General features: G+C 57.8%; 13 protein-coding genes and 2 pseudogenes. 9 read left to right on the top strand and 6 right to left on the bottom strand.

Going from position 1 to position 15,256, the window contains the following annotated elements:
• Positions 1–2 precede the first annotated feature (2 nt).
• Positions 3–926 (bottom strand): LysR family transcriptional regulator, encoded by a 924-nt coding sequence (locus tag FPT12_RS09375; protein ID WP_145015933.1) that lies wholly within the window; start codon positions 924–926, stop codon positions 3–5.
• A 103-nt stretch (positions 927–1,029) separates the two neighbouring features.
• Here FPT12_RS09375 and FPT12_RS09370 point away from each other — a divergent pair, with 103 nt between their 5' ends.
• Together FPT12_RS09370 and FPT12_RS09365 are read left to right on the top strand one after the other, a co-directional pair.
• Positions 1,030–1,587, top strand: coding sequence for an ester cyclase (locus tag FPT12_RS09370; protein ID WP_145015931.1), 558 nt, complete (start codon positions 1,030–1,032; stop codon positions 1,585–1,587).
• A 281-nt stretch (positions 1,588–1,868) separates the two neighbouring features.
• On the top strand, positions 1,869–2,213 hold the full coding sequence (locus FPT12_RS09365) for a cupin domain-containing protein (RefSeq protein ID WP_145015929.1): 345 nt from the start codon (positions 1,869–1,871) through the stop codon (positions 2,211–2,213).
• 216 nt (positions 2,214–2,429) lie between these two features.
• Here FPT12_RS09365 and FPT12_RS09360 read toward each other — a convergent pair whose 3' ends face one another.
• A complete protein-coding gene (locus FPT12_RS09360; protein ID WP_145015927.1) occupies positions 2,430–2,879 on the bottom strand; it encodes a hypothetical protein in 450 nt (149 codons plus the stop codon).
• A 331-nt stretch (positions 2,880–3,210) separates the two neighbouring features.
• Here FPT12_RS09360 and FPT12_RS09355 point away from each other — a divergent pair, with 331 nt between their 5' ends.
• Positions 3,211–4,638 (top strand): phosphatidylserine decarboxylase family protein, encoded by a 1,428-nt coding sequence (locus tag FPT12_RS09355; RefSeq protein ID WP_145015925.1) that lies wholly within the window; start codon positions 3,211–3,213, stop codon positions 4,636–4,638.
• Between the two features lie 123 nt (positions 4,639–4,761).
• Here FPT12_RS09355 and FPT12_RS09350 read toward each other — a convergent pair whose 3' ends face one another.
• The gene (locus FPT12_RS09350; protein WP_145015923.1) at positions 4,762–6,039 is read right to left on the bottom strand and encodes a sugar MFS transporter; all 1,278 of its coding nucleotides are present in this window, start codon (positions 6,037–6,039) and stop codon (positions 4,762–4,764) included.
• Positions 6,040–6,326: 287 nt separating this feature from the next.
• On the opposite strand from FPT12_RS09350, the pseudogene FPT12_RS09345 reads away from it, so the two are divergent.
• Positions 6,327–6,566: pseudogene (locus tag FPT12_RS09345) on the top strand (transposase domain-containing protein); the annotation flags it as partial.
• A 9-nt stretch (positions 6,567–6,575) separates the two neighbouring features.
• Here FPT12_RS09345 and FPT12_RS09340 read toward each other — a convergent pair.
• A complete protein-coding gene (locus FPT12_RS09340; RefSeq protein WP_306108834.1) occupies positions 6,576–7,541 on the bottom strand; it encodes an AraC family transcriptional regulator in 966 nt (321 codons plus the stop codon).
• 79 nt (positions 7,542–7,620) lie between these two features.
• On the opposite strand from FPT12_RS09340, the gene FPT12_RS09335 reads away from it, so the two are divergent.
• A complete protein-coding gene (locus FPT12_RS09335) occupies positions 7,621–8,583 on the top strand; it encodes an SDR family NAD(P)-dependent oxidoreductase (protein ID WP_145015921.1) in 963 nt (320 codons plus the stop codon).
• 784 nt (positions 8,584–9,367) lie between these two features.
• Here the strand turns inward: FPT12_RS09335 and FPT12_RS28310 are convergent.
• Positions 9,368–9,596 (bottom strand): annotated as a pseudogene (locus FPT12_RS28310) (phage baseplate assembly protein V); the annotation flags it as partial.
• A gap of 76 nt (positions 9,597–9,672) precedes the next feature.
• Entirely contained in the window at positions 9,673–10,653 is a 981-nt protein-coding gene (gene gcvA, locus FPT12_RS09330; protein WP_178098669.1) for a transcriptional regulator GcvA, read from the bottom strand.
• A gap of 162 nt (positions 10,654–10,815) precedes the next feature.
• Between gcvA and FPT12_RS09325 the strand changes: the two genes are divergently transcribed.
• From FPT12_RS09325 to FPT12_RS09310, 4 genes are read left to right on the top strand one after another with little or no spacing between them, the layout of a single operon-like run.
• Positions 10,816–12,306 (top strand): sugar ABC transporter ATP-binding protein, encoded by a 1,491-nt coding sequence (locus FPT12_RS09325; RefSeq protein ID WP_145015918.1) that lies wholly within the window; start codon positions 10,816–10,818, stop codon positions 12,304–12,306.
• Complete coding sequence (locus tag FPT12_RS09320) at positions 12,306–13,292, top strand: ABC transporter permease (RefSeq protein ID WP_145015916.1); 987 nt, start codon at positions 12,306–12,308, stop codon at positions 13,290–13,292. The genes FPT12_RS09325 and FPT12_RS09320 overlap by 1 nt, the downstream gene beginning before the upstream one ends.
• The gene (locus FPT12_RS09315) at positions 13,289–14,257 is read left to right on the top strand and encodes an ABC transporter permease (protein ID WP_145015914.1); all 969 of its coding nucleotides are present in this window, start codon (positions 13,289–13,291) and stop codon (positions 14,255–14,257) included. Before FPT12_RS09320 ends, FPT12_RS09315 begins: the two co-directional genes overlap by 4 nt.
• Positions 14,257–15,225: a substrate-binding domain-containing protein gene (locus tag FPT12_RS09310; RefSeq protein WP_145015912.1), complete on the top strand. Its 969-nt coding sequence runs from the start codon at positions 14,257–14,259 to the stop codon at positions 15,223–15,225. The genes FPT12_RS09315 and FPT12_RS09310 overlap by 1 nt, the downstream gene beginning before the upstream one ends.
• The last annotated feature ends 31 nt before the right edge of the window (positions 15,226–15,256 follow it).

Here is a 15,256-nt window from a genome sequence, read left to right as displayed (position 1 = left end):
TGTCAGCTCAAGTAGTCGTCCAGGTGGCTGGATTCTTCTGCAAAGCGCTCGGCCAGAAAATCCAGAAGGGCACGTACGCGGGGCGCCATGTACCGGTTGCGTTGATACAGGGCATGTACTGGCGCCTCCGCAGTTCGCCACTCCGGCAACAGGATCTGCAAGCGTCCTGCTCGCAGGTCCGGGCCAATATCCCACAGTGATTTCATTGCAATGCCGTAACCGTGAACTGCCCATTCTCGAGCGACCGCGCCGTCATTCGTCTCGCGAGCGTTTGCGAGCGGGACCGTATAACTGTCGACTTTGCCATTTCGGGTAAAGCGCCATTCGTTCGCGAGCCCGGCAACAGCGTTGAGGACAATGCAGTCGAAATGCTCCAGATCCCGTGGATGCTCGGGGGCGCCATGGGTTGCTAGATATTGGGGCGATGCGCACAGCACGCGCCGGTTGGGTGCCAGGGGGCGGGCAACGAAGGAGCTGTCCGGTGGCACACCAAATCGGATGGCGAGATCGATATCGTCTTGCAACAAATGCGACAACGAATCCGACAGCACTAACGCGAACTTCACCTCGGGGTATTGCGTGTTGAACTGGTCAAGCCAGTTCTTCAGCACGTTGCGACCGAAATCCGAGGTTGCGGAAATTCGCACCTTACCCCCCACGACGCTTTTCCCGGCCTGTAGAAAGGCATGGCCATCATCGAGTGCCTGGAGTGCCTGCTGACAATAGGCCAAATACGCCTGCCCCTCATCCGTCAAGCGCAGGTGGCGTGTCGTGCGCTCGAATAGACGCGTATGCAACACCGATTCGAGCTTGACGAGGCGCGCACTGGCGGCAGCGGGGGATAGTCCGAGTTTGCGGCCAGCGGCCGACAATCCGCCCAGATTGGCGGCTTCGACAAACAGCCTGATGTCGCCCAGGTAGTCCATGATATTTCGATATCTTTTGAAAGTTATTCAAATAGTACGTCAATTATCAAATAAGCGGGATCTGCACAGAATGGCGACATGAATCAACGATTGGAGACTCCTGATGTCACTTTTCCCTGTTGCACGCCCGACCCACGCACGTTGCTGGTTGCTCTCTTCCCTGGTCGCCGTTGCGGTGAGCCCCGTCTTCGCCGCGACCGATCCGCTCGTCCAGCCCCGCACGGTGATCGTCGACCATAGTCTTGCAAAGGCGCAGGTCGAGGAGCAGATCCTGGCTGCACGTCGTTATGGAACGTTCTGGACCACCGGCGACGAAGCGCTCGCTCGCGCGGCCCTGATACCCGACTTCAAGGATTCGACACTGCCGCCAGGTCGCCCCCAAGGCATCACAGGACCGATCGCGGCATCGAAAACGATGCATGCGGCGATTCCCGATATCCAGTGTGAAGTGGAGCAGATGATGGTGGTCGGCGACCGGGTCATCGCTCATTTGCGTTTCACCGGTCACTTTACCGGCCAGTTCAAGGGTGTTCAGGGCAAAGGGCAGACGATCGATTTCATCGCGACGGACATCTATCGCGTCGTCGAAGGTCGTATCGCCGAGAACTGGCATCTCGAAGATAACCTGACCCTGCTGCAACAGCTTGGCATGGTGAAGTAAGGGGATCACGCTGATGGACATTGATCATGAATCGATTGCTGACGACTCCAGTACATTGGAACAAGTCAGTCGCCGGACATTTCTCAATCGCGCCGGAGCGGCAGCCGCATGATGTCGGTCAGTGCGCATGACCGCATCGCGAAGCTGAAACCCTATAAATGCGTGCATCTGGTCGGAGCCGAGACCGTTATATGGCCCCGTAGCGTTACGATAGGACCCCGGTTAGCCTTTTAGGGTGTCTACTTTCAGCTAGGCCCTGTCTGTACAGAGAGGAGAACACGATGAGCAACGAGCAAGTTGCACCTGAAACGAAAGGTGTTGCGGTGAAGTTACTTGCCACGGTTGACCTTGGTCCCGAGATCGAGGGCATGGCAGGACACCAATTTCGAATGCGTATGGTAACCATCGAGCCTGGAGGCGTCTTCGGTCCGGTTCACAACCATAAAGACCGACCAGGCATCGTCTACATTCTGCAAGGAACGATCACTGACCATCGAAATGGAGTCGCCACGGACTACGGGCCGGGAGTGGGCTGGCCCGAGGACAGGAACACCACGCACTGGCTTGAGAACAGAGGAACGATTGCGGCGGTGGAGATCTCGGTCGATATTGTCAGGCAAGAGTGAACTCAGCTATTGAGCGGTTATCAGGCAACCTGAATTAATGCCACTTCCTAGAGCGTTTCGGCGAGAGTGCTGGAATATTTTCTTGGCATTAGCGAAGGATAGGGCGAATGCTCCATCGCTAATTCCCCAAATGAGTCGGCCGTGTCGATATAGCGCATAGCCGATTTCATGTCCTTCCAGCCGACGTACGTCATCAGTGCTTTTACATCCCAGCCATTAGCAGCTTCTCAAGGCTGGCGTACGGAAGGTCGTTCCCAGGTGCTGACGATCACCTTTGCTGTGCGGCAGGTAGAAGGTAATCCCTGAGCCGGTTTCAGCCTGAATATGCTCGACCCTGAGTCGTGACAATTCATCGCCGCGAAACCCGCGCCAGAACCCAATCAGCACCAACGCAATATCACGCCGACTGCGCAACATGCCTGTCAGGTCGTGCTGCGCGGCTGCTTGTCCCGCCTCTTGTTCCAGCCACTGAACAGCTTGTTCCAGGTGTTGCAGGAGCAGAGGGGCGGCTTGCTTTTCCTGCTGAGGCCGCCTGCCGCGGCTCTTAGGCCTGCAAGCGGAATTACTGAAGAACCACAATTGCGTCTCCGATGGTGGTAGTGACTGAGTTCTGGCGATCTGAAAATCCGACTTTTTCAACACGATCAGCCGAAAGATGCGCTTCATGACCGGCGGCTCTAGGTCAAAGAAACCATTAAGCTTCTGGAAAATAAATGTGCCCGCTTTCAGTCAAAAGCTAGCGAGAACGGCGTTACCAACTATTGTGAACAACACTTCTATACGGTCATCCGGACGCGGCAACACCCCTCCCTGGACAGGGAACAAGGAATGTTGCCCACCCAGCCCGTTAAATCGTTATCACACCTGAAGGTGTGAGTTCTTGCCCCTTGTGGGGGCTGTTTATAGCTAGTCGTTACACAACCGCAGTCTGGAATAGCGACTCTACAAATTGCCTGGATGGAATTTTTGGGAGTCCCTAAATTTAAAGGAGTAAGAAATGACTCAATTCGATAACCAGATATCAAACCCAAAACAGCCTTCGAAGGAAGCCCGCATAGAAGGGACCTCGTCCAGCTTGCTCACGCTAGAGAATGCCGGGCCTATCCAGATGGGCTTCTGGGTTCCCAACCGCGTGTGGGCGACTGCTAGGTACCTCGTTCCGCTTCGTGACTTTATCGCCGCGAAAAAAAGGGCCGGTACGCTCACCCCGATGCAACCTCAGATAGCTGAATTCAAGGCTTGGGTGACAACGCACAGCGTGTACCGCATGTGGGTTATGTCGATGATCGAGCAGTCGAACGCTTTCGTCCTGACGCTTGATGAAAAAACCAGGGAGGAGATCAAAGACGAGGATGGCGACGCTGTCTGGATTAAAGGCTACGACAGCTTCTTCGAGATTCTCAACGAGATCATCACGACGTCCTCGTCCTTCAATGCGACGGCCCAGGTCGGTACTCCAATGAATGGCTTCCTGGCGGTTTCGATGGCCACTAAAGCGGGCGTCGCGCTGTTCCACGATACGACGTTCAACCTTCAATTCAAGAAGGTGCTCAATGCGTGGAACACGTTCCTCAAGAGCAGTGACTCACTCGACAAGCTCGACATCAATGACCCCGAGAAAGAAGGCTCTTGGATCTCCGAAGCTGCGTGGAAGGCCGGTGTGTGGGATGAAATGGAGTGTGATCCCGAGAAGCCGGGGTATGGTTTTGATTCATGGAACTCATTTTTTATCCGCAAGTTCGTGTCCGGCGCACGTCCGTTCCTGGGAGATCCAACGACCCAGATCGACATTGGCTGTGAGACCACGCCGTGGCAATACGAAAATAACGTCTCGTTCGAGAGCGACTTCTGGATCAAGGATGTCAACTACTCCTTGCTCGACATTTTCGGGGGACAGGAACGGTGGGCGAAGCCCTTCGAGGGGGGACAAATCTACCAGGGGTTCCTGTCGGCGACACACTACCACCGTTGGAACGCACCGCTGGACGGCACCCTTGTGCGTTCATGGGTGCAGCCGGGAACCTACTTCGCACAGCGCCCGGGACAAGGCGAGGACAGTGGCACCTGGGAAGGTACCGAATCGCAGCCTTACCTCGGCCATGTTGCAGCCCGTGCCATCTTCATCTTCGAGCACCCGGCATGCGGCTACGTCGGGCTCATCTGCATAGGGATGGTCGAGGTGTCGACGTGCATTATCGAGCCAGAGTTCATCGTCGATGAGGGGGCTGAACCCGTCAGCATCACCCGTGGTACCGAAATCGGACACTTCGAGTTTGGCGGTTCGACGCACATGATGATCTTCCAGCGAGACCGGGTGCGTCTCGAGGAGTGGGCTGTCAACGCAGTGCAGCACCAGAACGATCCCCAACCTACGCGAATGGGCAGTGTCATCGCCACGGCGCTGGATAAAACAGGGTCAAAGTAATCTGATGGCTGACAAGGGGCACCGGCGCAATCGCGCCAGTGCCCTGAGATCCTGGTACGGCGAACAAGCGGTTGAATCGGATCGTTAGCTTCTACCAATGGGCTAGCCGCGCGCCAGGGAATGCTAGTGCTTCGGAGCGCGGGCATACCAACCGTAGATTGCGATGCCGGCATAACAGGTCGCTGGCACGCTCAATGCCATCGCGAGCGTCGTGAGGTCGGCCGCATACCCCGTCAATGGCGGAATAAATGCCCCGCCAACAATGGCGCAACAGAACAGGCCCGAACCTTCCGCCGCGCGATGACCGAGCCCTGCGGTCGCAAGGGTAAAGATCGTCGGAAACATGATGGAGTTGAACAGCCCGACGGCCAGCAGCGACCATCCGGCAACAACGCCTTGTGTGGTGGCAGAGATCGTCAACAGCACAATGACTGCCGTGGCGGCAAAGGCCAGCAGTTTCCCGGGCGCGAAAGTGCGCATCAGCGCCGAGCCGATAAAGCGGCCAACCAGGGCGCCACCCCAATAGAAGGCAACATGCTTGCCTGCGGCTTCGGCGGGAAGGGCCAGAGTTGTCGGCAGCATGAGGTAGTCGGTGATGAGGCTGCCAATCGTGACTTCGGCGCCGACATAGAGAAATATGCAAACGGTGCCGAGTGCAAAGCGCGGCTGCTTTAGAAGGTCGAGCGCAGCGAGTGGATTGAGACGTTCAGGTCTTGTTGACGGTTGCAGTTCATTTCTTTTCAGCCAGACGATCAAGGCGACGATGCAGATGAAGAGCGTAATGCTTGCATAGGTGTTGCTGATCACGCTGGCTTCCTGCGACAGGAAGGACGTCAGTTCTGCTGGCGACAATGCGGAGGTATCTACCGCATTGAGGGAGCCCAGAATCAGCATGGCACCCAGGTAGGGTGCGACCGTGGTTCCCAGCGAATTGAATGCATGGCCGAGGGTGAGGCGGCTGGGGGCCATTGCGGCGGTTCCTAGTAGTGAAAGCAGCGGGTTCGCAACGACCTGAACGGTTGTCACGCCAATCGCAAGCACAAAGAGGGCGCCGAGGAAGGCTGGAAATAATGCGGACTGGGTGGCAGGAATGAAGAGCAGGCATCCACCAGCCATCAGCAGCAACCCGAGGACGGCCGCTCTCATGTAGCCGATTCGCGAAATGAGCAGGCCTGCGGGTATGGCGAAAATGAAATAGGCAAAAAAGAATGACGACTGCACAAGCATGGCCTCGGTATAGCTGAGGCTGAAGAGGTGCTTGAGTTTTGGCACCAGGACATCGTTAAGGCTGGTGATGCTGCCGAGGATGAAAAACAGCGCGAACACGTAGATGCTCATCCGTTGAGTGTTGGGTGTTGCCAAACTGTTGGTGACAGTCGCGCTAGCACTAGCGTTCGTCATCACGGGCTTCCTCTTTCTTGTGATTGTTACTTTCAAGGAAAACTCTATCGAGTCTCAGGCACCTTGATAGTGAGACAGCGCTATCTTTGTGCGGTGAAGTACTCGCCAAAGGAGGGTGCGCTGCCATTTGATTTTTTGTCTGTAGCCGCTACCGCTCACCCAAAGTCCGGGGCCAGTCGTTAGAGGGCGCTACCTTAGTGCCTGACTTTTCGTTTGGCAAGCCGCTGGATCTCTTGGGGGTTATGCCGAGATAAGGGGTAAATTCGTTCATTTGGGCTGCAGCAGGGCCGTGGGCACTTGGACGCTCGAACTGGTTGTTCGCCGGGTCGCTACGCAGCGGTAGGCGGGCGGCGGCGATCATGAGCTTGATCCAGTCAGCCCGCGTGAATGGGCATGATCCGTATGCGTATCTCAAGGATGTGCTGACGCGGTTGCCGACGCAGCGAGCCAGTGAGATCGAGCTGCTGCTGCCACATCAATGGATACCTACCTTACTTATCAAAGCATGTGCCTCGTCAGCCTACTGAATATCAGCCCTATTGCTGGGATATGGGGGCCACTCTCTCTCTGTATTCACGAGGCGAACACGTCATAATGCGCTTGAAAGCGTGGCTAAATGCACTGTCGGAGTCATAGCCCAGCTTTTGTGCTATGGACGAAATGGTGGTGTGGTTTGTTTTCAACAATCTCGTAGCTAATTGCATGCGCCAGCGCAAGACGTACTCTAAAGGGGCGACACCAGATTTTTGCTTGAATCGCAAAGCGAAGGTCGAGCGAGAAACACCCGCGATTTTGGCAAGGTTCTCGACCGTCCAAGAACGCGCCGGATCGGCATGAATGGCTTGAATGGTCGCCCCGATACGTGGATCAGATATAGCAAGCAACCAGCTCGGCGCGCTATTTCCTTCTTGGATCAAATAAATTCGTAGAACCTGCACCAGCATGATGTGGCCGAGATGCTGAACCACAATCGAGTTACCAAGAGACGGATTGGTGAGTTCATGAGCAATACGCTGCAAGGCCCAATTCAGCACAGATGCTTGATCCGAACCACTTTTGATGACTGCCACGGGAGGCAGTCCGTCAAATAGAATGCGCGCTTCTTCACCGAAGTCAAAACGTCCCCCGATCAGGAAAAACGCATCGGCCGTCCCACAACTGGCGATGCCATCGACGGCATGGCGATAAATCGCATCCGAGTGGATGGCCGGAAATGCCAAGTCGCTGCGGAGTGAAAACGCCCGCTTGCGCGGCAAAAGAAAGCAATCTCCGGCCGTCAATCGGATGGGTTGCTCCACGCCTTCCACTACCAGCCAACAAGTACCTTCAAGGATTGCATTGAACTTGATGCCGTCGGGTGGTGGAAAGTCGATGGCCCAGTCTCCACCAGCCTTCAGACCTGCAAAAAAGGAGCTATGAGTACTTAGGATGGAGAGGGCTTCGGACAGGGGATCCATAAGGTGTTTAGGACGATCTCGATAGATAATGGGACTTTGCTGCATTCACAGTCCTAAGTCTAGCCTAGACAATAGTGGACGTGGGTTTTGCCCCGACTCCATGTCAGATGCCCAAGGAACCACCATGACCAGCAAACAGTCTCCCATCCGCTCCGGTTTCGGAGCGGTAACCACCGCATCAGAGCTACTTGAAGGGTGCGATCTGTCCAACACCACCGCCATCGTCACCGGGGGGCACTCCGGCCTGGGTCTGGAGACGACAAGAGTACTGACGAAGGCAGGCGCGAGTGTCGTTGTTGCAGCGCGTGATGTAGAAGCTGCTCGCGCAAAGACTAGCGGAATCTCCAATGTAGAAATCGAGCGACTGGATCTTTCTGATCTGACCAGCGTACGCGACTTCGCTCAGCGTTTCTTGGCAAGCGACCGACACGTCGACATCCTGATCGGCAGCGCGGGAATCATGGCTTGCCCGGAAACCCGCGTAGGGGCGGGTTGGGAGGCACAGTTCGCCACCAATCATCTGGGGCACTACGCCCTCGTGAATTTGCTATGGCCTGCGCTAAAGGGTCGAGCAAGAGTGGTAGTAGTGTCATCGGCGGGGCATCACCAATCGGGTATCCGCTGGAACGATGTGCAATTTACGCAGGGCTACGACAAGTGGTTGGCATATGGGCAGTCGAAGACGGCCAATGCATTGTTTGCTGTCCACCTTGATCGGCTTGGTCAACACGAGGGTGTCCGGGCTTTCTCCCTTCACCCCGGCAAGATTCTCACTCCGCTCCAGCGTCATCTGGCGCAGGATGAAATGATTGCCGCCGGCTGGCTAGACGTCAACGGCCACCTTGCCGATCCGACTTTCAAGACGACGCAGCAAGGTGCGGCAACCCAAGTTTGGGCCGCAACAGCTCCACAGTTGAATGGCATGGGAGGCTTATATTGTGAGGACTGTGAGATCGCTTCGCTGGATGCAAGCGAACCACCATCCTTTGTCGGCGTTCGGCCTTATGCAGCCGACCCTGATCAAGCCGAACGCCTTTGGGCACTATCCGCTCAACTAACAGGGATTGACGCTTTTGAAAGGAAATGAGTCATCGGTATGGAACTTCCATACCTATGTTTCCTTCTGTTCGTGGCTGGAGAACTTCACTTCGGCTGCGCAGCGGAGAAACTGCTATCGACTCGCCGCCGCTGTCGCGCATGATGTAAGAACTGCACAAAGACCCCGTGCGAACAGTTGCTCATCCGCACTGGTGGCTTAGAAAAGGCGACTTCGCCGGACAGTCACACTTATGCGGCAGCAACTGATCAATTCCACTGTACGCGCCCGGTAATCCCGTCTTGCGTAATGTCATTGCCTTGGCAAGCAATGACTGGCGGATGATCATCTACTCCCATGGGGGCAGTGATGATTAGATGCTGTAGGAAATAACCTCGCTCACCATGGCTTTCTCGCCAATGCACGCATAGATATTCGGGCCAGATCCGGTTTCCGAATCAAGAAACAGGTAGGACACCGCCGAGGCGCAGGGTCAGGCCTGGCGTGAGCAGTTGGAGCAGGCCCGCCAGGCGTGCGTGGCGGCAAGCGAACAACGTGACGACCTCAAGCATACCCTGCAGCGGGTTGAGACTGAGCTGACCAGCACCCGCGAGCAAGCTGCTGCGGCACTAGCGCGTGCGGAGGTTCTGAGCGAACAGCTGGCGGCGTGCCACAGCTCTCTCGGCGAGAAGAGCTCACGCCGTTCAGTCAAGGCGTCGCCCAAAACCCGCTGAACAGGTCCATAGATGCCTGACAGTAGCAGGACCTCGCGCGTGGAGAGAGTAGGGAAAGAATCATCTCAAGGGCGATGTGCCCTTGAGTACTATCACGACGACAGGCAGCCGCTGATCAGCGGTTGGTCAGGGTCGCATTTCAAGAAATGCAACTATCACTTCCATTCCCATTCGAGGGATCGCAATGTCACAGCTTCTACTGGGGGATACTCCCAGCCAGCAACTACTCTTGTCGTCTAATTTGCCTTCGTGGTCCCAATGGAACTTCACCTTGACCCTGCCGAACTGATTGCACTGGATCTCTTCGTCTGCCAGTGCGGTGACCATCGATCATTGGCAGGTGCTCATGCACTGACAAACGATTTGATTGCACGCAGGCATGAGCTGAGGGCATGCGCGGTGGAATTCACTTGGCTTCATGAATGATCTTGCTCGCCAGTTCACGAATCTGCGCCGCCTCACTCTGCACCCATTTGCAGAACAATCTCAGGGAGCGGTCCTCCGCCGCGTCTTTGCCGGTCAGCAGGTAATACTCCCCGGCACTCTCAAGCCCAGGCTCGAAAGGGCACTGCAGTTCATGGCGAAAATCGCATTGCTGGAGCAGCACCAACGGCACGATTGCCACGCCCTTGCAATCCCGTGCTGCCTGCAACGCAATAAAAAAGTGCCCGAAATCCACCGTCTCCTTGAATTTTTCGTAATTGAGCTTGTGCAGGCCAAGCCAGTCAGGCCAGGCATGCTTGCGGCTTGAGGTATTGATCAGCCGGTAATGCAACAGATCCTTGGGCGTCTCCAGCGGTGCGCCCTGGGACAGTAGGCGGCGGGCAATGACCGGCACCAGCACGTCGGCAAACAACGGCTCAGCCCTGACGCCGGCCCAACTTTCGACCATTTCCAATTCTATGTGCGGCTGGTTCTTCTGATAGACCTTGCCCGGCAGCCGCCCGACCCGTAGTGCGACGTCGACGGTGCCTGAATGAAAATCCACCGGATGGATCGAGGTGATCAGGCGTAGCTCGATGTCCGGATAAGCCTGGGTGAAATTGCCCAAGCGTGGCATCAGCCAGAGTGTGGCGAGCGTCGGCAGCACGTTGACCGTCACTCTCTGCGGGTCTTTGTAGTTCCTGACTTTGGTGGTGGCCTTGGCAATGGCTTGGAACGCGGCCTGAATGCTCTGCAGGTATTGCTTGCCGGCGTCGGTCAGTTCGATGCGCCGGGTCATGCGCACGAACAGCTTGCAGCCCAGGAAGGATTCCAGGGTGCGGATCTGGCGACTGACGGCGCTTTGGGTAATGAACAGCTCCTTGCCCGCATCGGTGAAAGACAGATGACGGGCGGCGACTTCGAACACCCTGAGGGCAGCGAGCGGAGGTAACTGAGACGACATATGGGTACCACCTGGGAAAGGTCCATGCATGATTCTGGCTCATGCATGGGGGTGCAACAAGTTGTTTGTCAGGCCTCGCAGGTCGCCCCTAATATCACCCATCAGCCGGCGACTAGTGCCGGCGGGGGCGTGTAAACCCAGAGTTGGAAGAGCCTAAGTACAATGAAAACCATTTTTCAGGCGTCAGGAATTTCCAAGCACTACGGCACTACCTGCGCTCTGCGTGATGCGAACCTGGTGTTGAAAGCGGGGCAGATTCACGCATTGATGGGGGAGAACGGCGCAGGAAAATCGACATTCGTCAAAATCCTGGTCGGCGCCATTCGTCCGGACGACGGCGCACTCGTGCTGGACGGGCAGCCGGTGGTCTTCGGTTCGGTGCGCGATGCGTTGAACCAGGGCGTGGTTCCGGTTTATCAGCACTCCACCTTGTTCACCCCATTGACCGTGCTTGAAAACCTGAGTGCCTTTGGCCTGGGTACTGCGCAACATTCGTGGGCGCGGAACAACTGTCTGGATCGCCAGCAAGCGTCTGAAGTGCTGAACATGGTGGGCCTGGATGTATCGCTGGACAGCTTGGTCGATGAGCTGTCTCTGGGCGAACGGCAGTTGCTGGAAATCGCCCGTGGCGTGGGCCGGCGCTGTTCGGTGCTGATTCTCGATGAGCCGACCGCTGCTTTGGGTGCCAGGGAAGCCGATCGCCTGCACCAGGCGTTGCAGGTGCTGTGCGCCAAAGGCACAGCGATTCTCTACATCTCGCACAAGATCGATGACATCAAGCGCATGGCAGACGCCGTGACCATTCTGCGCGATGGCCTGACAGTGGTAAATGCCGCTGCCCGTGACGATATTTCAGCGGCGCAGATCGTCCAGCACATGCTCGGGCAAACCTTTGAGCCGCAGGCACTGTGCGTGAGTTCCCGGGGCGAGGTGGTGCTTGAGGCCAAGGACATACGGCTGACACCCACGGCGCAGCCGTTATCGCTTTGCGTGCACCGGGGTGAAGTGCTCGGCATCGTCGGTGTCGCCGGTTCCGGCGCCCTGCGTCTGGGTGAGGTGCTGGCGGGTGCGGCCAGCAGCCACGGCGGGTCGGTCTCGCTCAATGCAACGGCGGAGGTTGTCAGTGATCGCCAGTCAGCAATGCGCGCCGGTATCGGCTACGTGCCCTCGGATCGGCATGCCGATGGTTTGTTCCTCGGCTTGTCCGCGCTGAAAAACGCCTCGGCATCGGTCTTGCGTGGTTTTTCGAGCTGGGGAGTGCTGCGCTTGCGCGAGGAGGCAACTCCGTTTGACGCCTTGATCGCACAATTTAATCTCAACCCGCCACGGCTGGATCTGGATGCGGCGTATTACAGCGGTGGCAATCAACAAAAACTGCTGTTTCTGCGCAATCTGGTGCTGCCGAACCTGCGGGTCCTGGTGGTGCTGGAGCCGACCCGTGGGGTTGATGTGGGGGCCCGCGAAAGCATTCATCAAGCGCTTCGCGCACTGGCCTGTCGCGGCATTGCGATCATCGTGGTGTCGTCCGATCTGCTGGAGGTGAACACGTTGTGTCATCAGTTGCTGGTGGTCGCCTCCCATCAGGTCGCGGGCCGAATGATGGCCGATGCACAAACCGATGCAGTCCTTTCAATGATGGCGGGAGCGAGCTGATGACGATCTTGATCAAACCGCGTCCGGCGATTGCGCTGGGCTCACGGATCGGTGTGATTGCCGTGCCGTTAATGGTGTTTGCCTTGTGTGTACTGTTCGTGCCGAGATTCCTGTCCGTGGACAACCTGCAGAACGTATTGCGTGTCGGCTCGATTCTGCTGATTGCGGCGTGCGGGCAGACCGGGATCCTGATCGTCGGCGGAATTGATTTCTCAATGGGCTCGGCGGTCGCGTTGCTCAGCGTCGTCACCGTGATACTGGCACCCGAGCAGGGTGTCGCGCTGGCATTTGCCGGCGGCATCTGTGTCGTGGTGCTGGTCGGCTTATGCAATGGTTTACTGATCGCGTACCTGAAACTTCCGGCCTTCCTGGTGACCCTGGGCATGTTGATGGTCCTGCATGGCCTGGCCTCGCTGTTGTCCGGCGGAATGCCGCTGGATGCTGCACTTTCGTCGGGCTTCCTGTGGCTGGGCAGCGGGTATGTCGCCGGCATCCCGGTGCCGATCATCCTCGCACTGCTTGCGGTACTGAGCCTGCATGGCCTGTTGCGGTACACGCTGGTCGGGCGCAGCTGGTATCTGGTCGGGACCAACTTCAACGCCGCACTGAATGCCGGTCTGCCGGCACGGCGCATGGTGTTGCTGGCCTATGTCGTCGCCGGGCTGTTTTGCGCACTGGCCGGGGCGATTCTGACCAGCCGCGTCGGCTCCGGTCAGCCCAATCTTTACCCCGACCTGGCGTTCGCCACCATCGCGGTCTGTGCCATTGGCGGGATTCCGTTGAATGGCGGGCGCGGCTCTGCGGTGCAGGTGGTGTGCGGGGCGCTGATCATCGCCATGCTCAATAACGCGGTGGTGCTGCTCAACCTGACCTCCGCCTGGCAGCAGTTGCTGATGGCGCTGGTTATCGCTGTCGCGGTGGTGCTGCCGCAATTGCCCAACGTTCGTCGACGCTGCATCCACCTGCTCACGGGCAACACTCAATGAAGACATCAACGATCAACCGCCAGGCTCGTTTTCTGGTGGCTCCCGGTGCCTTGCTTCTTATCCTGCTGGTGGCAGGGGTCCTGGTTGCCGATTACGCAAGCCCGGGCAACCTGCAAAACATCGGCTCGCAAGCCGCCATCCTCGCGCTGTTGGCGTTAGGGCAGATGCTGGTGATGCTGGTGCGCGGATTTGATATTTCGGTGGGGGCGGTCGCCGCCTGTTCCAGCACCGTCGCGGCATTGACCATGGATTGGCTGGGCACGCCCTCGATCGCCCTCGCGGTGATGGCCGGTTTGCTGTTCGGTGGCCTCAATGGGCTGCTGATTGCCTACCTTCGGGTGCAGCCGATTGTCGCGACACTGTGCAGCATGATCGCGGCTCAAGGCCTGGCGCGGCTGATTTCCGATGACGGTCAACCGGTGGTGCCCGCCGACGCCAGCACACTGACCGACCTGGCCTTTCAAAACATCGCAGGGATCCCACTGCTGCTGGCCCCGGCCTTGATCTGCATGCTGCTGGTCGGGCTGATCCTGAAGAAGTTCACCCTCGGGCGGCACCTGTTCATGGTCGGCTGCGACCCGCAGGCCGCGTCACTGGTGGGCGTCGACAGTCGCCGGGTGACGTGCCTCGCCTATCTGGCCTGTGGCGCATTGGCGGGCCTGGCTGGCGCCGTGCTGTTTTGCAAGACCGGCACCGGCTTGCCCACCGAGGGCGTCAGTTGGGCACTGCAGTCGGTGGCCGCGGCCGTGATTGGCGGCACCGCGTTGCAGGGCGGGACGGCAAGCGTCTGGCCGGTGTTTTTCGGCGTGCTGCTGATCCAGGCGCTGGAGACCGCATTGAATATCGAAGGGGTGTCACCGTTCATCGCGGAGATCGTGATGGGCCTGATCATTCTCGTTGCTGGCGGCCTGGATCGTTTGATCCTGCGGCTTTTTTCCTCCTCTACCGCATACGGTGAATCATGATGAAAACGTTCATACAGCCTTGGCGTGCGCCACTTGCAATGCTTGCCGTAACCCTATCGTGCGTCGCCGGAGCGGGCGCCGAAGAGTTGACGATCGGCTATGCCGTACCAAGCCTGTCGCAGTCTTTCTGGATATCCAACGCCTATGGCGCGCAGGACGAGGCGAGCAAGGAGGGCGTCAAACTGATCAAGCTCAGCGCTGGTGGGGATGGCAATGTTGCCCAGCAGATCTCCCAGTTGCAGTCGTTGATCCAGCGACGTGTCGGGGCCATCGTCGTCGGAGCAACCAACGGTGACGCGGTGCGCGCGGTGGTCGATCAGGCGGTGCGCCAGGGGATTGCGGTGATTGGTATTTCGTCGCCGCCCAACAGTCAGCACCTGACTTCCATCGTCACCGCCGATCATTACGACATGGGCCGCATGCAGGCCGAATGCCTCGGTGAGGCGCTGCAAGGACAGGGTGATGTGGCAATGCTCGCAGGTCCCTCCGGGCAAGCGTGGTCCGACCTGCGCGCCCAAGGCTTTCGCGAGACCCTCAAAGACAAATTCCCCGGGATCAACGTGGTAGCGCAATCGCGCTTGGCAGACAACCGCAACGCCTCGCTCAACACCACCGAAGACTGGTTGCAGCGATTCGCCAACCTCAAAGGTATCTACTCGGCCACCGAAGACATGGCCGCAGGTGCCGTGGCCGCGCTACGTGCCTCCGGCCGTCTGGAGCAAGTCAAGGTTTCCACCTCTAACTTCAGCCCGACCACCCGGGAGTTGTTGGCCAACAACGAGGTGGTGTGCAGTTCTGTGCAACAGGTGGTAGAGCAGGGGCGTTCCGCCTTGCGCCTGGCCGTTGCTGCAGCGCACAAGCAAAGCGTCGAAAAAGTCGTGTCGCTGCCCGCCCTGAAAATCTCGCCCCAGAACGTGGCAACAATCAACCTGGACCAGGTCATGGCGCCTGCCAGTTACACCCCGTGACCCTCGGCTAACGGTTTCTCCCACGCCTTCA

The sequence above is a fragment of the Pseudomonas sp. H3(2019) genome (assembly GCF_007713465.1).
Classification (GTDB): Bacteria; Pseudomonadota; Gammaproteobacteria; order Pseudomonadales; family Pseudomonadaceae; genus Aquipseudomonas.
Note: the sequence above shows the minus strand (reverse complement) of the source record. Positions and strands in the feature narration are given on the sequence as shown.